General features: G+C 66.8%; 19 protein-coding genes and 2 tRNA genes. 10 read left to right on the top strand and 11 right to left on the bottom strand.

Annotated elements, in window-relative coordinates; all coding sequences use genetic code 11:
- The first annotated feature begins 27 nt into the window (after nt 1–27).
- Nucleotides 28–327 carry an RNA polymerase sigma factor region1.1 domain-containing protein gene (locus tag ASF52_RS20070; protein WP_056176006.1) on the top strand — a complete coding sequence of 100 codons (300 nt, stop codon included), beginning with the start codon at nt 28–30 and terminating at the stop codon, nt 325–327.
- A gap of 127 nt (nt 328–454) precedes the next feature.
- Entirely contained in the window at nt 455–1,855 is a 1,401-nt protein-coding gene (locus ASF52_RS20075) for a class II 3-deoxy-7-phosphoheptulonate synthase (protein ID WP_056176009.1), read from the top strand.
- A gap of 232 nt (nt 1,856–2,087) precedes the next feature.
- Here the strand turns inward: ASF52_RS20075 and ASF52_RS20080 are convergent, their stop codons facing one another.
- From ASF52_RS20080 to ASF52_RS20120, 9 genes are all read right to left on the bottom strand, one after another.
- Nucleotides 2,088–2,843 carry an NUDIX hydrolase gene (locus tag ASF52_RS20080; RefSeq protein ID WP_056176012.1) on the bottom strand — a complete coding sequence of 252 codons (756 nt, stop codon included), beginning with the start codon at nt 2,841–2,843 and terminating at the stop codon, nt 2,088–2,090.
- A complete protein-coding gene (locus ASF52_RS20085; RefSeq protein WP_056176015.1) occupies nt 2,800–3,279 on the bottom strand; it encodes a DUF983 domain-containing protein in 480 nt (159 codons plus the stop codon). The genes ASF52_RS20080 and ASF52_RS20085 overlap by 44 nt, the downstream gene beginning before the upstream one ends.
- A 48-nt stretch (nt 3,280–3,327) precedes the next feature.
- Nucleotides 3,328–5,637: a ribonuclease R gene (gene rnr / locus ASF52_RS20090; RefSeq protein ID WP_056176019.1), complete on the bottom strand. Its 2,310-nt coding sequence runs from the start codon at nt 5,635–5,637 to the stop codon at nt 3,328–3,330.
- A gap of 158 nt (nt 5,638–5,795) precedes the next feature.
- Nucleotides 5,796–6,122 (bottom strand): hypothetical protein, encoded by a 327-nt coding sequence (locus ASF52_RS20095; protein WP_056176023.1) that lies wholly within the window; start codon nt 6,120–6,122, stop codon nt 5,796–5,798.
- A gap of 63 nt (nt 6,123–6,185) precedes the next feature.
- The gene (locus tag ASF52_RS20100; RefSeq protein WP_056176026.1) at nt 6,186–6,764 is read right to left on the bottom strand and encodes an NADPH-dependent FMN reductase; all 579 of its coding nucleotides are present in this window, start codon (nt 6,762–6,764) and stop codon (nt 6,186–6,188) included.
- Between the two features lie 29 nt (nt 6,765–6,793).
- Nucleotides 6,794–7,339, bottom strand: coding sequence for a lipocalin-like domain-containing protein (locus tag ASF52_RS20105; protein ID WP_082515412.1), 546 nt, complete (start codon nt 7,337–7,339; stop codon nt 6,794–6,796).
- An 84-nt stretch (nt 7,340–7,423) separates the two neighbouring features.
- On the bottom strand, nt 7,424–8,587 hold the full coding sequence (locus tag ASF52_RS20110) for a PepSY-associated TM helix domain-containing protein (RefSeq protein ID WP_056176029.1): 1,164 nt from the start codon (nt 8,585–8,587) through the stop codon (nt 7,424–7,426).
- 229 nt (nt 8,588–8,816) lie between these two features.
- Entirely contained in the window at nt 8,817–10,229 is a 1,413-nt protein-coding gene (gene glnA, locus ASF52_RS20115; RefSeq protein ID WP_056176032.1) for a type I glutamate--ammonia ligase, read from the bottom strand.
- A 255-nt stretch (nt 10,230–10,484) separates the two neighbouring features.
- Nucleotides 10,485–10,823 carry a P-II family nitrogen regulator gene (locus tag ASF52_RS20120; protein WP_003600526.1) on the bottom strand — a complete coding sequence of 113 codons (339 nt, stop codon included), beginning with the start codon at nt 10,821–10,823 and terminating at the stop codon, nt 10,485–10,487.
- Nucleotides 10,824–11,081: 258 nt separating this feature from the next.
- Between ASF52_RS20120 and ASF52_RS20125 the strand changes: the two genes are divergently transcribed.
- Nucleotides 11,082–12,587, top strand: a complete 1,506-nt coding sequence (locus ASF52_RS20125) for a bifunctional ADP-dependent NAD(P)H-hydrate dehydratase/NAD(P)H-hydrate epimerase (protein WP_056176035.1) — start codon at nt 11,082–11,084, stop codon at nt 12,585–12,587.
- Nucleotides 12,588–12,596: 9 nt separating this feature from the next.
- Here ASF52_RS20125 and ASF52_RS20130 read toward each other — a convergent pair whose 3' ends face one another.
- Nucleotides 12,597–14,084, bottom strand: a complete 1,488-nt coding sequence (locus ASF52_RS20130; RefSeq protein WP_056176038.1) for a multicopper oxidase family protein — start codon at nt 14,082–14,084, stop codon at nt 12,597–12,599.
- A gap of 213 nt (nt 14,085–14,297) precedes the next feature.
- Between ASF52_RS20130 and ASF52_RS20135 the strand changes: the two genes are divergently transcribed.
- From ASF52_RS20135 to ASF52_RS20165, 7 genes are all read left to right on the top strand, one after another.
- A tRNA-Leu gene (locus ASF52_RS20135) sits at nt 14,298–14,382 on the top strand.
- 174 nt (nt 14,383–14,556) lie between these two features.
- Nucleotides 14,557–15,999 carry a trigger factor gene (gene tig, locus ASF52_RS20140; RefSeq protein ID WP_056176040.1) on the top strand — a complete coding sequence of 481 codons (1,443 nt, stop codon included), beginning with the start codon at nt 14,557–14,559 and terminating at the stop codon, nt 15,997–15,999.
- A gap of 133 nt (nt 16,000–16,132) precedes the next feature.
- The gene (locus ASF52_RS20145) at nt 16,133–16,759 is read left to right on the top strand and encodes an ATP-dependent Clp protease proteolytic subunit (protein ID WP_026176059.1); all 627 of its coding nucleotides are present in this window, start codon (nt 16,133–16,135) and stop codon (nt 16,757–16,759) included.
- 223 nt (nt 16,760–16,982) lie between these two features.
- Complete coding sequence (gene clpX / locus ASF52_RS20150) at nt 16,983–18,254, top strand: ATP-dependent Clp protease ATP-binding subunit ClpX (protein ID WP_056176043.1); 1,272 nt, start codon at nt 16,983–16,985, stop codon at nt 18,252–18,254.
- A 251-nt stretch (nt 18,255–18,505) separates the two neighbouring features.
- The gene (gene lon / locus ASF52_RS20155; RefSeq protein ID WP_056176047.1) at nt 18,506–20,932 is read left to right on the top strand and encodes an endopeptidase La; all 2,427 of its coding nucleotides are present in this window, start codon (nt 18,506–18,508) and stop codon (nt 20,930–20,932) included.
- Between the two features lie 122 nt (nt 20,933–21,054).
- Nucleotides 21,055–21,130, top strand: a tRNA-Val gene (locus tag ASF52_RS20160).
- Between the two features lie 41 nt (nt 21,131–21,171).
- The gene (locus tag ASF52_RS20165; RefSeq protein ID WP_056176049.1) at nt 21,172–21,429 is read left to right on the top strand and encodes a hypothetical protein; all 258 of its coding nucleotides are present in this window, start codon (nt 21,172–21,174) and stop codon (nt 21,427–21,429) included.
- 6 nt (nt 21,430–21,435) lie between these two features.
- Here ASF52_RS20165 and ASF52_RS20170 read toward each other — a convergent pair whose 3' ends face one another.
- Nucleotides 21,436–21,936: a CAP domain-containing protein gene (locus ASF52_RS20170; RefSeq protein WP_056176052.1), complete on the bottom strand. Its 501-nt coding sequence runs from the start codon at nt 21,934–21,936 to the stop codon at nt 21,436–21,438.
- Between the last annotated feature and the right edge of the window lie 94 nt (nt 21,937–22,030).

Genomic DNA, 22,030 nt, shown 5'->3' on the forward strand with positions numbered 1-22,030 from the left:
CCGCTTGGCCTACCCATAACAACCCCCATGGAACAGCACGACGACGCGCACGATCGCCGTCAGGTGATCATCGACCGGATGCTGGCGGAGGCATTGCATCCGGTCGACGACTATCGCCTGCCGAGCCACGATGCCCTGCCGCCGGACATGCGCAAGGCGGTGGATACGCTTCTGGCCAAAGCGGAGGCGCAACGCATGCGCCGCCTGACCTACGAGGATCTCGAGGAGGCTTTGCCACCGCGCGACGTGACGTCAGAGGATCTCGAGGCGATCTTCTGGATCCTCTCGGAGCACGGAATCGCTATCGAGGACGGCGACGTCGCCTGATCCTCAAGCAGGGCAGACCGGTTCCCGGGCTAACTCGCCTCCTGCGAAAAACCTCTCTATAAGCCGCGCTTTCCACGCAGCATCGTGTTGCGCGTGAAAGCCGGCCAAGGGGTGGCGGGAGACGATCATGGGTGAGCGTTGGACATCGAAGACTGGTTGGACGCCGAAATCTTGGCGCAACCTGCCGATCCAGCAGGTACCGGCCTATCCGGACGCGGCGGCTCTCGAGACGGTCGAGACCCAACTCGCGAGCTTCCCGCCCCTCGTTTTTGCCGGTGAGGCGCGCAAGCTGAAGTCGGCCCTGGCGCGCGTCTCCACGGGCGAGGCCTTCCTTCTCCAGGGTGGCGATTGCGCCGAGAGCTTCGACGAGCATTCAGCCGACAATATCCGCGACTTCTTCCGCGTGTTCCTGCAGATGGCCCTCGTCCTGACTTTCGCGGGCGGATCGCCCGTGGTGAAGGTCGGGCGCATCGCCGGGCAGTTCGCCAAGCCGCGCTCGTCGCCGACCGAGACCCTGGGCGGTGTCAGCCTGCCGAGCTACCGCGGCGACATCGTCAACGGCCTCACCTTCACCGAGGAGGCGCGCATTCCCGATCCGCGCCGGCAGTTGGAGGCGTACCGCCAGTCGGCGGCGACGCTCAACCTGCTGCGCGCCTTCGCCACTGGCGGCTACGCCAACTTGGAGAACTCGCACCGCTGGATGCTGGGCTTCGTGAAGGATTCGCCGCAATCCGCGCGCTACGCCGATTGCGCCGAGCGGATGACCGAGACCCTCGACTTCATGCGCGCCATCGGAATCAATCCCGAGACGCACCAGGAGGTTCGCACCACGGACTTTTACACCAGTCACGAGGCCCTGCTGCTTGGCTACGAGGAGGCGCTGACCCGCGTCGATTCCACGAGCGGCGACTGGTACGCCACGTCGGGCCACATGCTGTGGATCGGCGATCGGACCCGTCAGGCCGACCACGCGCACATCGAGTACGCCCGCGGCATCAAGAACCCCATCGGCCTGAAGTGCGGTCCGTCGATGACGGCCGAGGGTCTGATCGGACTCATCGACCAATTGAACCCGGGCAACGAGGGCGGTCGCCTGACCCTGATCTGCCGCTTCGGCGCGGACAAGGTCGGCGATCACCTGCCGGGGCTGATCCGGGCGGTGGAGCGCGAGGGCCGAAAGGTCGTGTGGGTGTGCGATCCCATGCACGGAAACACCATCTCGGCCGGCGGGTACAAGACCCGTCCGTTCGAGCGGGTGATGCAGGAGATCGAGAGCTTCTTCGGCATCCATCGCGCCGAGGGGACCATCGCGGGCGGTATTCACCTGGAGATGACCGGCAAGGATGTCACGGAGTGCACGGGCGGCGCCCGGGCGCTGACGGCCGACGACCTGCAAGACCGCTACCACACCTATTGCGACCCGCGGCTCAACGCGGAGCAGGCCCTGGAAGTGGCGTTCCTCACCGCCGAGTTGGTGAAGCGTGAGCGCGCCGAGATCGAGCGGCCACGGCTCGACGCGGCCGAATGAGAAAAGGCCCCGCCGGTGAAGCGGGGCCTTCTTATTTTTTCCCGGTGCGAAATCTTTAGTGCAACCAGCCGGTGAAGAAGTAGATGATCAGAATGATCGGCAACGGAATGCCGATCAACCAAAGCAAACCACCTTTTAGCATGAAGCGACTCCCGAGAAGATATCCACTTTTCAACGGGCTGGATCGGGACTCAGTTCCGGAATCGGCGTCGAGGGGTGGGGAAGGGTGGCGTTAAAGCACCTCTCGCTGTCCCTTACCCCGACGCTCATAATAAAAGGGTATCGGCAGGTACGGGGCGAGATTGCCTGCGACCTGCGCTTCGACATCGGCGAGCACGAGGCTCGTGATACGCGGCAGATCGAGGGCACGGGCTTCCGCGAACGTGACCCATACGATTTCCACCAGTTCTGAATCCGCCGTCACGACGCCGGGTGCCTCGCCCGCCACAGCCCTGCGGTCAACGGCGAAGAAGCGGGTGTCGAACCGGCGGGGCCGGTTCGGTGGGGTGATGGCGCGGGCCACGAGGTGCAGGGCTTCGAGGTCGGGCATGATCCCGGCCTCCCGGAACAACTGCCAAACCCCTTCGGGTGCCGAATCCGGTGGCCCGTACTCGCGAGTGCCGAGCATCAGGCCGGTTTCTTCGTAGGTCTCCCGGATGGCCGCGAGTGCCAAGGCGCGGCCGAGGCCATGCGAGGCACGCGGCACCTGTGCAGCCAGAGCGTCGCTGGCACGGGCCGAGAGCGCCCCGGCGACGGGCATGTGCCGGTCACCCGGCTCGATGCGCCCCCCGGGGAACACGAACTTTCCGGGCATGAACGCCAACGACGCGTGGCGCCGGCCCATCAGGACCTTCGGCGTCTTCTTCGAGCGATCGAGGATGATGAGGGTGGCAGCGTTGCGGGGCCGCAGGGCGGCTTTCTTCGCAATCCCCGACCTCGGGGCGTCAGGTTCGTCCGAGGCCGTGCTCGCGAGTGTCGCTGGGTCCACGCTGAAGCTCCTTCGGCGCCGAAACGGCCACGCTCGGCCCCACGGGTAGCGTGGCGAACCCCCCCATGCCAAGGGCGTATTGCAGGCCGACGACGGCTCCCTTCACCGGCTGGAGCAACGCCAGCGCCGAGGCCAAGGTGATGAACGGCCAGAAGGTTAGCTGAAACCACAGTGGCACGTCGTAATTCGTCTCGAGTTCGAGGATGAAGTACCCGACGATGTGGCCGATGATGAAGATGACGACGTAGGGCGGCAGGTCGTCGGCCCGATGGCTGTGCAGAGCAAGGCCGCACGTGTCGCATTCCGGCTGAACCTTGAGGAAGCGCCCGAAGATTCGGCCCTCCCCACAATGGGGGCAGCGGCCGACAAAGCCGCGCCCCATCGATCTCACGAGGCCCTTGCGTTCGCCAGGGAGGGTCTCGACGCGCGCGGTCATGCGGATTCCATCCTGTGCCTCGGGTCCCCCCAATTTACCCCAACCAACCTAGCGGCGCGACCCGCGGTGACGCGACCCGGTGTTGCGGATGCCGGGGGGACGCCCCGGTGCCCCGGACTTGCGGGCGGTCCGAGGCTTGCCCCCGGGCGATGACCGCTCCGGCCTGGCCTGGCCTTCCGAGAGCAACTCGAACCGCAGAGCACCCGCCACGGCGGCCGCCTCCACAAGGCGCACCTCGACGCGGTCGCCGAGACGATGGGTCTCACCCGAGCGCTCACCCACGAGGGCGTGCCGGGCCTCGTCGTGCCGATAGAAGTCGGCGCCGATGGTCGAGATCGGCACGAAGCCGTCGGCCCCGGTCTCGTCCAGCTTGATGAACAGCCCCGAGCGCGTGACACCCGAGATCTGTCCGGTGAAGGTCGCGCCGACGCGGTCGGCGAGGTGGTGGGCGATGAGCCGGTCGATGGTCTCGCGCTCGGCCGCCATGGCACGGCGCTCGGCGGCCGAAATCTGCTCGCCGATCCCATCGAGCATCCCCACGGTGACCTCGGAAGACAACCCGTCGCGCCCGAGGCGGCAGGCCGCGATCAGGGCGCGGTGGACGATGAGGTCGGCGTAGCGCCGGATCGGCGAGGTGAAGTGGGCGTAGCGGCGCAGGTTGAGGCCGAAATGCCCGAGGTTCTGCGCGGCGTAGACCGCCTGGGCCTGGGACCGAAGCACCACCTCGTTGATGAAGATCGCATGTTCGGTCTCGGCCACTGAGCTGAGGATGCGATTGAATAGGGCGGGGCGGAGTTTGGCTTCCTGGGGGATCTTGATGCCGATGGAGGCGAGCACTTCGCCCAAAGCGCGCATCTTCTCCAGGGCCGGCTCGTCGTGGACCCGGTAGATCAGGGGTTGCTTGGCCTGCTCCAGGGTCTCGGCGGCGGCGACGTTCGCCTGGATCATGAACTCCTCGATGAGCCGGTGCGCGTCGAGACGCGCCGGCACCACGACGCGATCCACGGCGCCCTCGGCCGTGAGCAGCACCTTGCGCTCGGGCAAGTCGAGGGCCAGCGGCCCGCGCGCGTCGCGTGCCGCCTTCAGGGCTTCGTAGGCCGCATAGAGCGGACGCAGCACAGGCTCGACCAGCGGCGCAGTGGTCTCGTCCGTGAACCCGTCGATGGCCGCCTGCGCCTGGGCGTAGGAGAGCTTCGCCCGCGAGCGCATCATCACACGATGGAAGCTGTGGCGGCGCTTCGTGCCATCGGCCGTGACGACCATGCGGACGGCGAGCGCCGGGCGGTCCTCGTTCTGCCGCAGGGAACACAGATCGTTGGAAATGCGCTCGGGCAGCATCGGCACCACCCGGTCGGGGAAGTAGACCGAGTTGCCCCGCATCAGGGCCTCGCGATCGAGGGCCGAACCGGGGCGCACATAGGTCGCCACATCCGCGATGGCGACGGTGATCACGAAACCGCCTGTGTTGGCCGGATCGGGATCCGGGATCGCCATCACGGCGTCGTCGTGGTCCTTGGCGTCCGGCGGGTCGATGGTCAGCAACGGCTCGGCGCGCCAATCCTCGCGTCCGTCGAGCCCTACGGCTTCCACCGCATCGGCTTCGGCGAGGGTCGCTGCGGCGAAGACGTGGGGAATGTGGTGTAGGTGGAGCGCGATGAGGCTCACGGCCTTCTCGGAGCCGAGCGAGCCGAGGCGCTCCTTCACCCGGCCCTGGGGCAGGCCGAACTGGGTCTCGCGCTGCAGGCTGACGCTGACGAGGTCGCCGTCTCGGGCCTCGCCTTCTTCGCCCGCCGGGATCGCGATCTCGCGGCCCTGCGCCCGCTTCTCCACCGGGATGATGCGGCCACCATCCTTGCCAGCGCGGTAGACCCCTATGATCTCGGCCTTGTTCTTACCGACGACCTTGATGACCCGGCCGGAATAGCGCCCGGTCTCGCCCTCGGTGGGCTCGACGCGCAGGAGCACCCGGTCGTTGACGCCCGGTGCTGCGAGCCCTGGCTTCCGGCCGGGGCGTGGCGCGATCACGGTGATTTTCGGAGGTGGGCCCTTGGCTTGATCCCACTCGACCGGAATCGCCAGGAAATCGCCGTCGCGATCGCGGGACTTGATGTCGGCGAGCACCACCGCCGGCAGGCGTCCGGCCTCCGTCAGGCCGCCCTTGCCACGCTCGATGGCCCCGTCCTCCTCGATTTCCTTGAGGATGCGCTTGAGGCCGATGCGGTCGGCGCCCTTGATGTTGAAAGCCGCCGCGATCTCGCGTTTGCCGACCTTTTCCGTCGCCGAGGCGATGAAGCCGAGAATCTCTTCGCGGGAGGGGAGGGCGGGACGTGCTGGATTCGGATTGATGCGTTTGGCCAAAGGCTCGGGCTCGCGGCGCGGGCGAAGGGCCCGACACTATAAGGTCTCGGCCGATCCCGGCGCGGGATCACGGCCTGTGCCCGTAACATGGGCCCGACTCCGCATTCGGGCAACGGCACGGTCGCGCCCCTCAACACGGTTTCGTCGGCCGCAGGGAATCAGCCCGTGGCGGCCGATCCGCGGATGCGCTCCACCGCCGCGTCGATGTCGAGATCGGGGGCGGCGATTTCCCTGAGGGTGAACGGGCATAGGGCCGGCAATCCGAACTCGACTTGACCCTCCGCCTCCCGAAACTCCGGCGCCTCCGCATCACCCACGGCCAGGGTCCACATTCCGTCGATCTTGAGGTTTGCGACGGCGGACGGGTCGGCGAGGATACGGGCGTGGCTCTGGCGCGCCTCTTCGCGCCACAGGAGACTGGCGCGGTCGTCCCCCATCAGGGCCGCCTTCACGAGGCTGGAAAGGAGCGGTCTGACATCGTTCATGGGGTTCGTCCGTTGGCGAAAGCGGGTGCCGGAGGAGGGCAAGCCCCGCGCCAGACCGCGATCTCAATACGGCGTACCGCCCGCTCGCTTGGCCTGCAGCGCTTCGGCGTACCAGACCAATTCGTCGAGGAAGCGCGAAGCCGCCCGGGTCAGCCACGCCTCCTGCGGATTGCCCTCCGCGTCGAGGGCCTTGCCGATGCGCGGGATCGGCAGGAGCGACGGGATGCTCGACGCACCGAGTTCACCCATCATCGCCCGCAACTGCATCGCCGCCCGCACGCCGCCGTACTGCCCGGCCGAGTAGCAGCAGATCGCCGAAGGCCGCCAGGAATACTCCTCGAGGAAATGGTCGAGGGTGTTCGACAAAGCCGGTGGGATCGAGTGATTGTACTCGGCCGAGACCACCACGAAGGCATCCGAGCGGCGATAGAGCGTCGCCAGTTCCTCCAGGGCCGGCGGCGCCGAACCTTTGGGGTATTCCTTGTACATCTTGTCGAGGAGCGGCAGTTGCAACTCGGCCGGATCGACCAGGGGCGCCTCGACGCCGCGCGCCTCCAGTTGCGCCACCAGGAACCGCGCGGCGCGCAGGCCCTGGCGTTCGGTGCGGACGGAGCCGAGGATCACGGGTATCACGAGGGTCATGGCGTGCTCCGGTGTTGGGTTGGTCCAGGTCAGCCGTCGGTGGCGCGCTCGAAGGTGACGATGCTGCGGGTCTCGCCCTGCTTGGCCCAGTTCGGCATGATCCGCCACGGGGTGAGCACTGTGAGCCGCTTGCCGTCGAGCTTGAACGTGCGGGTCTGATCGGTGCCGATCCAGTCGGGATTCCAGGCTGTGTCGATGCGGGTCGTCCACTGGTCGCCGGTGGTGGTGAACTTGCCCGTGTAAGCCACGATGGTGTCGAGGAGGCGCGCCTTGCCCTCGGGGTCCTTGGCCGGCTTGCGATCCTCGCCCGTGAGGTTGAAGAACACCCGGCCCTTGGGCGTGAAATAGGCGTAGCCCGTGGGGTGCGCCCCCATCACCGGGTCCTTCTCGCCGTTGGAGCGCACCTCGACCTCGTAGGAGACGAGCTTCCATAGGCCGATGATGCGGGCGTCGCCCTCCGCCCGGACGCCGGTCGCCGCGAGGCTCGTGAGAGCAAGGCTCGCAACGGCGCCAAGGAGCAGCGTACGGCCGCACCTGTAGGCGGTGACGGTCGGGGCGGAGAAGATGACGGGCATGGCGGACGGTCTCCCAGGCGGTGGGCATCTGCGGCCCGTTCCGCTCAATCTACGCGCGGGGGAGCGCGCCGCCAGCCCCTTCTGTCAAACCTTCAAAGGTCGAGCGGTTTCGAGACCGGGACTAGCGGATGTCGCGCGCCGGCGAGCGCTGCGTCGGCGCAGCGCGTAGAGGACGAGGCCACTCACCGCCAGGACCGGCATCAGCAGCGAGGCCGCGAAGAACACGAACGCGACGATCCCGCCGAAGAAGCGTCCGCGATGGACCTCCAGCATGTTGTCGGCCATGCGCTGGCCGAGGGGCTTGTCGGCGTCGCGGCTCACCGAGGCTTGCGCGCCGGTGGCCGCATCGAACGTGATGTCGTTGCGCGCTCTCGAATCGGGGGCGTCGCGGGTGAGGTAGCGGATGCGGATCGCGGTGGCGTCGGCGGCCGGAAGGGTGACGATGGCGAGGGTGGCACCGGCGCCTTCCCCGGCCTGGAACGCCGCCCAGGTCCGGTCGAGGGCAAGCGGTTCCGCCGGTCCGCTGCGGCCGGGCATGCGGCTAGGCCGCGTGCGCGGAGCCTCGCCGGTCAGCGCCCAGGTGGCGACCGTCCGGTACCCGTCGTAGGACCACCACAGGCCCGAGAGTGCGATCAGGGCATAGGCCGGCAGGAGCCAGGTTCCCGCGATGGTGTGGAGCGACCACCAGCGCGCGCGGCCCGGACGTGCGAGGCGGGGCCTCAGCCAGACCCGCCAGGAATGGATCTGCGGCCAGCGCAGGTAGAGGCCCGTTGCGAGAAACACCAGCAAGGCGATGGTGCTGGCGCCCGTGACGCTGCGGCCCCAGCCTTTGCCGTCGCCCGGCACGAGGAGCCAGCGATGCAGGTCGCGGATCGTCGCGAAGGCGGATTCGAGGCGCGGCGGGCCGAGGTCGCGTCCGTCGTAGGGATCGAGGTAGGCCGAGGGCGGCCGCGCGCCGGTCTTGGCGTCCGTGCTGAATCGGGCCCGTGGTGTGCGTTCCGGGTCGCCCGAAAGGGTGAGGGTACTCACCCTCGCGCCCGGTCGCTGCGCCTGCAGCCGTGCAACCATGGCCTCCGGACCGAGGCGGACTGCATCCTGAACCGGCATGGAGGCCCGGTCGCGGTCGGCCCATTCGCCGATCGCCTCCTCGTAGCTCATCAACGCCCCCGTGACACCGAGGACGACGAGGACGAGGCCGGCGGTGAGGCCGAGAGCCCAGTGAAGGCGAAAGAGGATCGTGCGGACCATGGGCACCCGCCCTATCAGATCGGACACGTCGAGACGATGAGCGGTGACGGAGAGCCCGCACTCGACCACGGATCGTCTACGCAACCGGGCGGACATGTCAGATTGGACCGAACGCGGCCTGTCCGGGTCAGGTCTCCGTGGCGCCTCCGACGCGAAACGCCGGAACCTCCTTCGAGGCTCCGGCGTGACGGTCGTCCGAAGGCCGGGCATTATGCTCGGTCGGCTCGTTTCAGAGCGAGTAGTACATGGTGAACTCGACGGGATGGGGGGTCATCTCGTAGCGCATCACTTCCGTCATCTTGAGCTCGATGAACGAGTCGATCTGATCGTCCGTGAAGACGTTGCCCATCTTGAGGAAGGCGCGGTCGCGGTCGAGGTTCTGCAGGGCTTCACGCAGGCTGCCGCAGACGGTGGGGATCTTCTTCAGCTCGCGCGGCGGCAGGTCGTAGAGATCCTTGTCCATGGCCGGGCCCGGATCGATCTTGTTGAGGATGCCGTCGAGGCCGGCCATGAGCAGGGCCGAGAAGGCGAGGTAGGGGTTGGCCATCGGGTCTGGGAAACGGACCTCGACGCGCTTGGCCTTCGGGTTCGTCGTCCACGGGATGCGGCAGGAGGCCGAGCGGTTGCGGGCCGAGTAGGCCAGCAGCACGGGAGCCTCGTAGCCCGGCACCAGGCGCTTGTAGGAGTTGGTCGACGGGTTGGTGAAGGCGTTGAGGGCCTTGGCGTGCTTGATCGTGCCCCCGATGAACCACAGGCATTCCTGGCTGAGGTCGGCGTACTTGTCGCCGGCGAAGAGCGGCTTGCCGTCCTTCCAGATCGACTGGTGCACGTGCATGCCCGAGCCGTTGTCGCCGTAGACGGGCTTCGGCATGAAGGTCGCCGTCTTGCCGTAGCTTTGGGCGACGTTGTGGATGCAGTACTTGTAGATCTGCATGTGGTCGGCGAGCAGGGTGAGCGTGTCGAACTTCATGCCGAGCTCGTGCTGGGCGCTCGCCACCTCGTGGTGGTGCTTTTCCACCTTCACGCCCATGGACTGCATGGCGGCCAGCATCTCGCCGCGCATGTCCTGCGCCGAATCCTGCGGCGGCACCGGGAAGTAGCCGCCCTTCATCGGAATGCGGTGGCCGAGGTTGCCGCCTTCGTAGTCGGTGAAGCCGTTGATCGGCAGCTCGGTGGAATCGAGCTTGAAGCCGGTCTGGTACGGCTCGGAGGCGAACTTCACGTCATCGAACACGAAGAATTCGGCCTCGGGGCCGACATAGATGGTGTCGCCGATGCCCGTGGACTTCAGGTAGGCCTCGGCGAGCTTCGCCGTGCTGCGCGGGTCACGGCTGTAGGGCGCACCGGTCGAGGGCTCGAGCACGTCGCAGACGATGGACATGGTGGAGGCCGAGAAGAACGGGTCCATGCAGGCGGTCGCCGGGTCGGGCATCAGCAACATGTCCGACTCGTTGATGGCCTTCCAGCCGGCGATGGACGAGCCGTCGAACATGGTCCCGTCGGTGAAAATCTCGTCGTCCACGAGGGAGACGTCGAACGTCACGTGCTGCCACTTGCCGCGCGGGTCGGTGAACCGGAAGTCCACGTACTTGACGTCGTTGTCCTTGATCTCTTTCAGGACTTCGGCTGCAGTCTTGGCCATCCTCGGGGGTCTCCTTCGTGTCGCGGCATTCAGCCGTGGTTTTGCCGCCGGCCGCCAAAGGGCGGCCCGCGGTTGGCTCGGGTTTATAGGGTTTTCGCGCGGGGTGGACCCAGGCGGCGAGAAGAAAACGCCATCGCCGTGCAACTGGTCGACGATTCCGTCATCATGCCCGGGTCCGCGCAATCGATGCGCCGGGACCGGAAGGCGATGACACCTTCTTGTCGTACGGTTTCGCTGGACGTCAGGGGACGGACTTCAGATCGCGTCGGTGCCGGTCTCGCCGGTGCGGATGCGGATCGCTTCCTCGATGGTCGAGACGAAGATCTTGCCATCGCCGATGCGGCCGGTCTGGGCCGACTTGCGGATCGCCTCGACGGCGCCTTCCACCAGGGCATCCGACAGAACGATCTCGAGTTTCACCTTCGGCAGGAAATCGACCACGTACTCGGCACCGCGATAGAGCTCGGTATGGCCCTTCTGGCGGCCGAAACCCTTCGCCTCGATCACGGTGATGCCCTGCAGGCCGACCTCCTGAAGGGCTTCCTTCACCTCGTCGAGTTTGAAAGGCTTGATGATCGCTTCGATCTTCTTCATGCCGGGCGGGCCTGACCTCGATGCTGCTCTGAACCACTTTGGTATCATCGCCACCGGATCGCCGCCACGCCGTTTTGACGATGGCATGCGGAAATTTGCACAACGAATGTGCATGTCCTGCATATCGTTCGGGCCTTCGCCGCACTTTGGTACGATCGAGGGCACGGCTGGGCGGGATGCGGGCAGATTCCCAGCCGAAGCTTCGCCGACCGACTCGTCTTCCTCCACCTCCTTTTCGCGAACTCTTGGGGACTCCCGATGGACACGACGCGCCTGCTCACCGTCGAGGCGATGCGCCGGGTCGATGCCGCCGCGATTCTCGGCGGAACGCCGGGTTCCACCTTGATGGAGCAAGCCGGTGGCGCCGTCGCGGCGCGGGTGCGCGCCCATCTCCCGGAGGGCGGACGCGTGCTCGTCCTGTGCGGACCGGGCAACAACGGCGGTGATGGGTTCGTCGCGGCCCGGCATCTCGCGGAGGGTGGAGTCCGCGTCGAACTCGCCGTACTCGTACCCGTGGCCGACCTCGCGGGCGATGCCGCCGGCGCAGCGGCCGGATGGACGGGGGCGGTCATGACGCTCGCCGGTGTCGAAGATTTCGCGGCCTACGCCCTCGTCGTTGATGCCCTGTTCGGCGCCGGCTTGTCGCGCGACCTCGGTGGGGAGGCCGCCGCGTTCGTGCAGCGCCTGGCGCGAGCGGCCGTACCGGTGATCGCCGTCGACGTCCCGAGCGGCATCGACGGCGACACCGGGGCGGTGCGCGGCGTCGCCGTGCGCGCCGTCGAGACCGTGACCTTCGTAGCGCTCAAGCCGGGGCATCTTCTTCAGCCGGGGCGCGCCCATTGCGGAGCCCTGCACGTCGCCGGGATCGGTACCGGCCCGGACGATCTGGCGGCCGGATTCGCAAGCGAGGCTCCGCTCTGGCGGAACGGCCCCGCTCTGTGGGGATCGACGTTCCCCCGCCTGGACGCGTCGAGCCACAAGTACACGCGGGGGCACGCCCTGGTCCTGTCCGGTCCGGCGCACCGCACCGGCGCGGCGCGGCTCGCCGCGCGCGGGGCGCTGCGGATCGGCGCCGGCCTCGTCACCTTGGCTTCGCCACCGGCCGCGCTCGCGGAGAACGCCGCCCATCTCACCGCCATCATGATGCGCCCGTACGAGAGCGCGGACGATCTCGATGACCTCCTCGTGGACGAGCGCCTGAACGTCGTTCTGGCGGGGCCCGGTCTCGGGATCGGCGAGGCCACGCGCGACCTCGTCGCCGTGGCCGCCGCCGCTGGGCGTCGCCTCGTGCTCGATGCCGACGCGCTGACGAGCTTCAAGGCGCAGGCCCGGCTCCTCGCCGCCCACATCGCCGACGGCGACGCGCAGGCGGTGCTGACCCCGCATGACGGCGAGTTCGCCCGGCTGTTCGAGGGGACGGACGCGGTGGCCGAGGATCTGTCGAAGCTGGAGCGCGCCCGTCGGGCGGCGGCGGTGGCCGGGGCGGTCGTGGTTCTCAAGGGGGCGGACACGGTGATCGCCGCGCCGGATGGCCGGGCGGCCATCAACGACCACGGCACGCCCTATCTCGGTACGGCCGGTTCGGGCGACGTGCTGTCCGGCCTCATCGCGGGACTGCTGGCGCAGGGCATGGATCCGTTCGAGGCGGCGGCCGCAGCCGTCTGGATGCACGGCGATGCCGGCCGCCGCCACGGCCCCGGCCTCATCGCCGAGGATATGCCGGAGTTGATCCCGGCAGTGCTGCGGGGGCTGATCGAAGCCTGACCGAACGGTTCAGGTCACCTCGAACCAGCCCCACAGCCCGGTGTCGAACCGCTCCAGCACCGTCGCGCCGATCATCCAGCGGCCGGGATTGTCGGCCTTGAATGCGATGCGGGCGGTACGGCCTTCCAAAAGCTGGAAGGTGTCGAGCCAATAGGGCTCCCAGCCATCGTCGAGGGGGTGGAGCAGGCGGAAGGAATGGCCGTGCAGATGGAGCGCCTGGGGAAAGGCGGTGTCGTTGCGCAGGGCCAGAACCACCACCTGGCCGCGCTTCACCGTGAACAGGGGCGCCACGCCGGCATTGCCCCACGCACCGTTGACCGCCCAGACCTTCCCCGCATCACCCGTGTAGGCCGGTTCGGTCGCGGGCTTGTCCTTGTCGATGCGGGCGCCGCCCGTCAGCACCACGTCCCGGCGTAACGCGTTCTGGAGTCTTACCTCCGCCGGCAGGAGCTTGTTCTCGCCGATGGGCCCGATCGCCCCACGCTTGCCCGTGACCGGTTCGCCACTCGTCGTGAGGGTGGCGAGCGCCAGGCCGTTCCCAACCAGCGCGGTGATGCTGCCCGAGGCGCCGGCCTCCGCCGGCATGTCGAGCATGAGGTCGTAGCGCGTGCCGGGCGGGAACGGGAGGGTGGCGCGCAGCGGCTCGAAGGTGTCGGTCGGTTGGCCGTCCACGGCCGCAACGTAGACCTTGAGGTTGTCGAAGCGGATGCGGGTGCCGCGCGCATTGCACGCGTTGGCGAGGCGCAGGCGGACCCGGCTACCCGGGCGGACCGTGATGGCGTCGGGCACCGGCTTCCCGTTGACCGTGACGAGATTGCCCAGCCGTCCCGAACTCGCCGCGAATGCGGTCTGGCCGAAGGGCAACAGCGTTCCGTTGTCGGAAAGACGCCAATCCTGCATCAGGACCGTGAAGTCGTGGTCGACGGGGGGCGGCACGACCTCCTCGACCACCAGCATGCCGGCGAGCCCTCGGCCCGATGGCTCGCTCGATCCGCCCACCACGAGGGGCCGAATCAGGAAACTGCCGGCGTCGGGAGGCACGAAGGTGTAGGTGAAATCGCCGCCCGGCGGGATCGGAGCCTGGGTCAGGCCGCCGACGCCGTCCATGGGATTCTGGTTGCGCACACCGTGCCAATGCAGGGAGAGCGGCCTGTCGGTCTTGTTCTCGACCCGCAAGCGCACGGTCTCGCCGAGCTTCACCCGAACCACCGGGGGAACGGCCGCGCTGTCGAAGGACCACACCGGGGTCGCGACGGCCGGCTCGGGCTTCAGCCGCGTCGTACCGGGCACGGCGCTCAAAGTGCGGACTGGGGTTTCCGGTTTGGCATCGGGCTTGACCTCGGGGGCGGATTTTGCCGGCACAGCCGGGCGCGCCGGCGCCTGCGCGACGGCTTCCGTCGATCCGAGGGCGAAAGCCGCGACGCCACCGAGCAGGGTCCGGCGTGAGACGGCCGGGTCGGAGACCAACCCGATACGCGACGAGCGACGATGCGGCATGACACCTCTGGCGGAGGACGGAAGCGGTCCGTCGAACGGATCCGCGCTGCTTGTAGACTCAGGGCCAAGACCCGCCAACCGGTGTGCCGATCGCCGCCGACGGAGCCTTCCACGCGGAAATCGCACACCCCGACTTTTTTTGCTGCGGCCCGTTGCGCCCGTGCTATAGGACCGCGCTCTGGCGGTGGGATTACGCGCCGGAGGTCGTCGCTTGCGGGCGTGGCGGAACTGGTAGACGCGCTGGTTTTAGGTACCAGTGTCGCAAGACGTGGGGGTTCGAGCCCCTCCGCCCGCACCAGTCCATCGCCGTCGGAACGGATTGGCTCACCGCGAATGGCCGGCCGGGCCGTTCGTCGCGATTCGGCCTCTGGTTTTCGCGTGATATCCTGGCGCCGACCTTCCCCGGCCCCGACGGGTGGCGGGGAGCGAACGAAATTTGCGCCAACATACGCACGACAGCGGAAAGACGACCATGCAGGTGACCGAGACACTCTCCCAGGGGCTGAAGCGCGAGTTTCAGGTATCCCTTGCCGCGCATGAGCTCGAGGAGCGCCTGAACAGCGAGCTGTCGACCCTCAAGGACAAGGCCCAGATCAAGGGCTTCCGCCCCGGCAAGGTGCCGGTGGCCCACCTGCGCAAACTCTACGGCCGATCGGTGATGGCCGACGTGCTGCAGAACGCCGTCAACGAGGCCAACCAGAAGATCGTCCAGGACAACAACCTCAAGCTCGCCCTCGAGCCCAAGGTTGAGTTCCCCGGCGAGCAGTCCGTTGTCGAGCGCGCCCTCGACGCCAAGGCCGACCTGCAGTTCAACGTCGCCCTGGAAGTGCTCCCGACCTTCGAGCTCGCCGATCTCTCCGACGTCAGCCTGACCAAGCTCGTGGCCAAGCCCTCCGACACCGAGGTCGACGAAGCCATCACCCGCATGGCGTCGTCCAACCGCAGCTTCACGGCGCGCGACGAGGGTGCCGCCGCCGAGACCGGCGACCGCGTCACCATCGATTTCGTCGGCCGCATCGACGGCGTCGAGTTCGAGGGCGGCAAGGGTGAGGGCGTCGACCTCGAACTCGGGTCGGGCCAGTTCATCCCCGGCTTCGAAGAGCAGCTCGTCGGCGCCAAGGCCGGTGAGAGCCGCGTGGTGAAGTCGACCTTCCCCGAGGGCTACGGTGCCGAGGCATTGGCCGGCAAGGAGGCCGAGTTCGACGTCACCGTCACCGCCGTCCAGGCGCCGGGCGAGACCAAGATCGACGACGAACTCGCCAAGGGCTTCGGCATGGAGTCCCTCGATAAGCTGAAGGAGGCCGTGTCCACCGCCATCGGCGGCGACTTCGAGGCGCAGTCCCGGCGCAAGCTCAAGAAGGAACTCCTCGACGCCCTGGACACCAAGTATGCGTTCGAGCTGCCGCCCAGCCTCGTCCACCAGGAGTTCGCCGCCGTGTGGGCCCAGGTCGAGCAGGACCTGAAGACCCGCGAGAAGACCTTCGAGGACGAGGGGACCACGGAGGAGAAGGCCACCGCCGAGTACCGCAAAATCGCTGAGCGTCGCGTGCGTCTCGGCTTGGTGCTTGCGCAGGTCGGTGAGACCGCCGATATCAAGGTCAGTGACGACGAGGTCAATCAGGCCCTGATCGCCCGGGTCCGGCAGTTCCCGGGTCAGGAGCAGCAGGTCTGGGACTTCTACCGTAAGAATGCCCAGGCGCTCGCGGAACTGCGTGCGCCGATCTTCGAAGAGAAGGTCGTCGACCACGTGCTCGCGCAGGTGAAGCTCGTCGAAGAGCCCGTCTCCAAGGAGGCGTTGTTCGCCGACGAGGACGAATCCGAGGCGTCCGACGGGGCCTCCAAGACCGCGTCCGATAAGGACGAGACTGTTTCGACCGGCGACGAGGCCCTGCCTGCCGTCGCCAAGGCCGACTGAGCCCGGTGCTCCCTTCGTGGGCGGCGGGCCGAGAGTAGAGGCGACGTTCACCGTCGTCGGAGTTCGCTGAAATGTCCGGCCCGCGCCCGATTCGCGGCGCGGCCGGACCCCTCGAAGCCTGGGGCACGTGATGATGAGAGATCCGGTCGACTATTATAACTCCGCGCTCGTGCCCATGGTGGTCGAGCAGTCGAGCCGCGGCGAGCGTGCCTTCGACATCTATTCGCGCCTGTTGCGCGAGCGGATCATCTTCCTTACCGGCCCGGTGGAGGATTACGGCGCCTCGCTCATCGTGGCGCAGTTGCTCTTCCTCGAAGCCGAGAACCCGAAGAAGGAGATCTCCTTCTACATCAACTCGCCCGGCGGCGTGGTGACCTCGGGTCTGTCGATCTACGACACCATGCAGTTCATCCGTTGCCCGGTGACGACCCTTTGCGTCGGCCAGGCCGCGTCGATGGGTTCGCTTCTGCTCACCGCCGGCGAGCCCGGGCATCGCTTTGCCCTGCCGAACGCTCGCATCATGGTGCACCAGCCGTCGGGCGGCTTCCAGGGTCAGGCCACCGACATCCTGATCCATGCCCGCGAGATCGAGGCCCTGAAGAAGCGCCTCAACGAGATCTACGTGAAGCACACGGGACGGGACTACGACACCATCGTCCAGGCGCTCGAGCGCGACAATTTCATGACGGCCGACGCCGCCAAGGAGTTCGGCCTCATCGACGAGGTGATCCAGAAGCGTCCGGAACCGGCTGCCGCCTGATCCCGCCCGTAGGTGCCGGACCCCATTCCGGGGTCCGGCCGCGTCGTTTCGAGGCGGAGCGTCGTCTCTGCCTTGATCCGGCCGCGGCCGCGTGCTTGCATCGTCAGTCTGATCCGAAACCGGCAGATGCGCGCAGGTGACTGTTTCTTTAGGCCGATGCCATTAAATTCGAAGGATGCGTGTGCGCCCCGGACCGGCGCCATGCCCGCGAACGGAGACCGATATGAGCAAGACTGGCGGCAACGACTCGAAGAGCACGCTGTACTGCTCGTTTTGCGGCAAGAGCCAGCACGAGGTCCGCAAGTTGATCGCGGGCCCGACGGTGTTCATCTGCGACGAGTGTGTCGAACTGTGCATGGACATCATCCGTGAGGAATCCAAATCCTCCCTGGTGAAATCGCGCGACGGCGTCCCCACGCCGAAGGAAATCCGCCGCGTCCTCGATGACTATGTCATCGGTCAGGATTTTGCGAAGAAGGTTCTCTCCGTCGCGGTCCACAACCACTACAAGCGCCTCGCCCACGCGTCGAAGCACAACGACGTCGAGCTGGCCAAATCCAACATCATGCTGATCGGGCCGACGGGCTCGGGCAAGACGCTGCTCGCTCAGACGCTCGCCCGCATTCTCGACGTGCCGTTCACCATGGCGGACGCGACCACCCTGACGGAGGCGGGCTACGTCGGCGAGGACGTCGAGAACATCATTCTCAAATTGCTCCAGGCCTCCGACTACAACGTCGAGCGGGCGCAGCGCGGCATCGTCTACATCGACGAGATCGATAAGATCTCGCGCAAGTCCGACAATCCGTCGATCACCCGCGACGTCTCCGGCGAGGGCGTGCAGCAGGCGCTCCTGAAGATCATGGAAGGCACCGTCGCCTCCGTGCCTCCGCAGGGCGGCCGCAAGCATCCGCAGCAGGAGTTCCTGCAGGTCGACACCACGAACATCCTGTTCATCTGCGGTGGCGCCTTCGCAGGCCTCGAGCGGATCATCTCGGCGCGCGGCAAGGGGACCTCAATCGGCTTCGGCGCCACGGTTCAAGCTCCCGACGATCGTCGCACGGGCGAGATCTTCCGCAACGTCGAGCCCGAGGATCTGCTGAAGTTCGGCCTCATCCCCGAGTTCGTCGGCCGCCTGCCTGTGCTGGCGACCTTGGAAGATCTCGACGAGACCGCCCTCAAGCGGATTCTTCAGGAGCCTAAGAACGCTCTGGTCAAGCAGTACCAGCGCCTGTTCGAGATGGAGAACGTCGACCTGACGTTCCAGGACGAGGCCCTGTCCATGGTTGCCCGCAAGGCCATCGAGCGGAAGACCGGTGCACGTGGCCTGCGCTCGATCCTCGAGACCATTCTCCTCGAGACCATGTACGATCTGCCGGGTCTCGAATCCGTCGAGCAGGTGGTGATCGGCCCCGAGGTCGTCGAGGGCAAGTCGCGTCCTCTCTACATCCATGGGGACCGCAACAAGGAAGCCCCGGCCAGCGTCAGCGCCTGAGCGCTGCCTGACCCTGTCCGGCTCGCGTCCTGATGGCCGGCCTCGGGGCGGATGCTTGAAAACATCCGCCCCCGCTTCCATCTGAATTCAGACGCGCGATGGCCGCACGCTCGCCTTTCGAGGTGCGGTGTCCCGCCGCCAGCCGCTTCTCCGATAACACTTCCGACCCCTTCGCGGCCCGGTCGGCCCCTGGCAGGTTGCTTGCTCCCCGGAGGAGCGACTGCCCGGCGTCCCTCATGAGGAAGTCCGACATGACTCAACCGAAATCGCGCCAGCCTGTGGTCCCGGGCTCGACGGGCTCTTATGCCGTCCTGCCGCTTCGCGACATTGTCGTGTTTCCGCATATGATCGTCCCGCTCTTCGTCGGTCGCGAGAAGTCGATCCGCGCCCTTGAGGAGGCCGTGCGGACGGATCGCCACATTCTTCTCGCGACCCAGATCAACGCCAGCGACGACGATCCGGCGACCGACGCGATCTACAAGATCGGAACGCTCGCCAGCGTGCTCCAACTCTTGAAGCTGCCCGATGGTACCGTGAAGGTGCTGGTCGAGGGGGCTGGTCGCGCCAAGATCACCCATTTCAACAAGTCGGACTCTTATTATGAGGCCGAGGCCGAGACTCTCACCGATGAGCTCGGTGACAGTGTCGAGGCGGAGGCGCTCGCCCGCTCGGTCATCGCCGAGTTCGAGAACTACGTGAAGCTCAACAAGAAGATCTCGCCCGAGGTCGTCTCCGCCGTCACACAGATCGACGAGCCCTCGAAGCTCGCCGACACAGTCGGCTCCCACCTGGCGGTGAAGATTGCCGACAAGCAGGCGATCCTAGAGATTCCCACGGTCGCGCAGCGCCTGGAGCGGGTGCTGTCGCTGATGGAGAGCGAGATCTCCGTGTTGCAGGTGGAGAAGCGCATCCGGACCCGCGTGAAGCGGCAGATGGAGAAGACTCAGCGCGAGTACTACCTCAACGAGCAGATGAAAGCGATCCAGAAGGAGTTGGGCGATTCCGAGGACGGCAAGGACGAGCTAGCCGAACTCGAAGACAAGATCGAGAAGACCAAATTCACCAAGGAGGCCCGCGACAAGGCGGTGGCGGAGCTGAAGAAGCTGCGTCAGATGTCGCCCATGTCGGCGGAAGCCACCGTCGTGCGCAACTACCTCGACTGGATGCTCGGCATCCCGTGGGGCAAGCGCTCGAAGATGAAGAAGGATCTGCTCGGCGCGCAGGTGATGCTCGACGAGGATCATTTTGGCCTCGACAAGGTCAAAGAGCGCATCGTCGAGTATCTGGCCGTGCAGCAGCGGGCCAACAAGCTCACCGGACCGATTCTGTGCCTCGTCGGTCCCCCCGGCGTCGGCAAGACTTCGCTTGGCAAGTCCATCGCCAAGGCGACGGGCCGTGAGTTCGTTCGTATGTCGCTCGGCGGCGTGCGCGACGAGGCCGAGATCCGCGGTCACCGCCGGACCTATATCGGTTCGATGCCCGGCAAGATCGTGCAGTCCATGCGCAAGGCCAAGACCTCGAACCCGCTCATCCTCCTCGATGAGATCGACAAGATGGGCATGGATTTCCGGGGCGATCCCTCGGCCGCCCTGCTCGAGGTCCTGGACCCCGAACAGAACTCGACCTTCAACGACCACTACCTCGAGGTCGATTACGACCTGTCGAACGTGATGTTCGTCACAACCGCCAACACGCTGAACATTCCCGCGCCCCTCATGGACCGCATGGAGGTGATCCGCATCGCCGGCTACACAGAGGAGGAGAAGCTCGAGATCGCGCGGAAGCACCTGATCCCGGGCGCGGTCAAGAAGCACGGCCTCGATTCCAAGGAATGGCAGATCGACGATGCCGCGCTTCTGATGCTCATCCGCCGCTACACGCGGGAAGCGGGCGTCCGTAACCTGGAGCGCGAGATCTCCAACCTCATCCGCAAGGCGGTGAAGGAGATTCTCATCACGAAGGTGAAGGCGGTCGCCGTTACCGAGGAGAACCTGCCGGTGTTCCTCGGTGCTCCGAAGTTCCGCTACGGCGAGATCGATGAGGAGGATCAGGTTGGTGTGGTCACGGGCCTCGCGTGGACCGAGGTCGGTGGTGAGTTGCTGACCATCGAAGGCGTCATGATGCCCGGCAAGGGCAAGATGACCGTGACGGGCAACCTGCGCGACGTGATGAAGGAGTCGATTTCCGCTGCGGCGAGTTACGTCCGCTCGCGGGCCGTCGATTTCGGCATCGAGCCGCCGCTGTTCGAGCGTCGGGACATCCACGTCCACGTTCCCGAGGGAGCGACCCCGAAGGATGGCCCGTCCGCCGGCATCGGCATGGCCACCGCCATCATCTCCACCCTCACGGGCATCCCCGTGAAGAAGGATGTGGCGATGACCGGAGAAGTGACACTCCGTGGCCGGGTGTTGCCCATCGGCGGTCTGAAAGAGAAGCTGCTCGCGGCTCTTCGTGGAGGCATCAAGACGGTGCTGATCCCCGAGGAGAACGCCAAGGACATCGCCGAGGTGCCCGATAGCGTTAAGAACGGGATGGAGATCATCCCGGTCTCGCGGATGGATCAGGTTCTCAAGCATGCCCTGGTGCGGGTACCCGAACCCATCGAGTGGGAGGAGCCGGCCCCGCCGGTCCGCCCGGTGATCGGTGAGGACGAGACCGCCACGGTCATCGCGCACTGAACCGCTGACAGGCGAAGAGGCCCCGGAGGAAACTCTGGGGCCTCTTTCTTCGTGCGGCTTCCCATCCTCGTGAGGCTACGGGTTGCGTGCCGACGGCCGCTTCGGTACGACACGGCGCGCCTGGGCGGTTAGCTCAGTTGGTAGAGCGTCTCCTTTACACGGAGAGGGTCGGCGGTTCGAGCCCGTCACCGCCCACCAGGCCCTGTCCCGTCTCGCGGGACGACATCGGATCGCCTGACATGACCGAGCCACGCGGATTTCCCACCCCTTGGCTCGTCGTCGAGAAAGCGGAAAGCTTCTGCGTCGAGGATGCCGCCGGCGTGGCCGTCGCGTGGACCTATTTCTCGGACGATGAGGCTTCGCGCACGGCAACCGGCGCGATGACCCGTGACGAGGCGCAACGGATCGCGAAGGCGATCGCGATGATCCCCGAGATGCGAACCATCATTCGAACCCTGCAGGACGGCCTGGCCGAGGCCGACACCGGCGAGAGCTGACGGCACTCAGCCGCCGGCGAGGACCAGGGCCCAGAAGCGCTTGTAGCGAGTGCCCGGCGCATCGACGCGGGCGATGCCGACGCGCTTCAGTTGCGGCATCAGCATGTTCTTGTTGTGCTCCGGCGAAGACTTCCAGCGCGCCAGCACCTCGTCGAAGGTGTTCGAGCCTGCACTGAGATTCTCCGCCGCGTAGGCGCGGCCGAAGCCCGCCTCCGCCATGCGTGCATCGAAGGTGCCGCCGATCTCGTGGCTGAGACGGCCGGCCTTCGCATTGGAAGCCGCCTGATACGACGCGGCCCGGATCAGGCTGGTGTCGATCACCACCGGCCCGAGACCGTGCTGTGCCCGGTAGCGTGAGATGGCGGCGGCCGCTGCCTGCTCATCGAGGATCACGACGCTGGTCGGCGTATCGGGACCGAGGAGGGTGGGTGCGCTGCAACCGGCCAAAGTCACCGCGACGGATGCGGCCACGACGTAAGCGAAGGCGCGTGAGGATAACTTGGGCATCGGCTCATGGGCTCGGGCGGGATCGGCTCCATGCTTTTCCCGGTTCCATGCCCCTTGCGGCCCCATGCGGCGAAAACGCGGCATCGGTCCCACG

Origin of the sequence: Methylobacterium sp. Leaf112, assembly GCF_001423295.1 — a bacterium.
Taxonomy (GTDB): domain Bacteria; phylum Pseudomonadota; class Alphaproteobacteria; order Rhizobiales; family Beijerinckiaceae; genus Methylobacterium.

What these genes read in the sequence shown, in the direction of transcription:
- ASF52_RS20070 (WP_056176006.1), top strand. Translation starts at nt 28, where the DNA reads ATGGAACAGCACGACGACGCGCACGATCGCCGTCAGGTGATCATCGAC.
- ASF52_RS20075 (WP_056176009.1), top strand. Translation starts at nt 455, where the DNA reads ATGGGTGAGCGTTGGACATCGAAGACTGGTTGGACGCCGAAATCTTGG.
- ASF52_RS20085 (WP_056176015.1), bottom strand. Translation starts at nt 3,279, where the DNA reads ATGACCGCGCGCGTCGAGACCCTCCCTGGCGAACGCAAGGGCCTCGTG.
- ASF52_RS20095 (WP_056176023.1), bottom strand. Translation starts at nt 6,122, where the DNA reads ATGAACGATGTCAGACCGCTCCTTTCCAGCCTCGTGAAGGCGGCCCTG.
- ASF52_RS20100 (WP_056176026.1), bottom strand. Translation starts at nt 6,764, where the DNA reads ATGACCCTCGTGATACCCGTGATCCTCGGCTCCGTCCGCACCGAACGC.
- ASF52_RS20105 (WP_082515412.1), bottom strand. Translation starts at nt 7,339, where the DNA reads ATGCCCGTCATCTTCTCCGCCCCGACCGTCACCGCCTACAGGTGCGGC.
- ASF52_RS20110 (WP_056176029.1), bottom strand. Translation starts at nt 8,587, where the DNA reads ATGGTCCGCACGATCCTCTTTCGCCTTCACTGGGCTCTCGGCCTCACC.
- glnA (WP_056176032.1), bottom strand. Translation starts at nt 10,229, where the DNA reads ATGGCCAAGACTGCAGCCGAAGTCCTGAAAGAGATCAAGGACAACGAC.
- ASF52_RS20120 (WP_003600526.1), bottom strand. Translation starts at nt 10,823, where the DNA reads ATGAAGAAGATCGAAGCGATCATCAAGCCTTTCAAACTCGACGAGGTG.
- ASF52_RS20125 (WP_056176035.1), top strand. Translation starts at nt 11,082, where the DNA reads ATGGACACGACGCGCCTGCTCACCGTCGAGGCGATGCGCCGGGTCGAT.
- ASF52_RS20130 (WP_056176038.1), bottom strand. Translation starts at nt 14,084, where the DNA reads ATGCCGCATCGTCGCTCGTCGCGTATCGGGTTGGTCTCCGACCCGGCC.
- tig (WP_056176040.1), top strand. Translation starts at nt 14,557, where the DNA reads ATGCAGGTGACCGAGACACTCTCCCAGGGGCTGAAGCGCGAGTTTCAG.
- ASF52_RS20145 (WP_026176059.1), top strand. Translation starts at nt 16,133, where the DNA reads ATGAGAGATCCGGTCGACTATTATAACTCCGCGCTCGTGCCCATGGTG.
- clpX (WP_056176043.1), top strand. Translation starts at nt 16,983, where the DNA reads ATGAGCAAGACTGGCGGCAACGACTCGAAGAGCACGCTGTACTGCTCG.
- lon (WP_056176047.1), top strand. Translation starts at nt 18,506, where the DNA reads ATGACTCAACCGAAATCGCGCCAGCCTGTGGTCCCGGGCTCGACGGGC.
- ASF52_RS20165 (WP_056176049.1), top strand. Translation starts at nt 21,172, where the DNA reads ATGACCGAGCCACGCGGATTTCCCACCCCTTGGCTCGTCGTCGAGAAA.
- ASF52_RS20170 (WP_056176052.1), bottom strand. Translation starts at nt 21,936, where the DNA reads ATGCCCAAGTTATCCTCACGCGCCTTCGCTTACGTCGTGGCCGCATCC.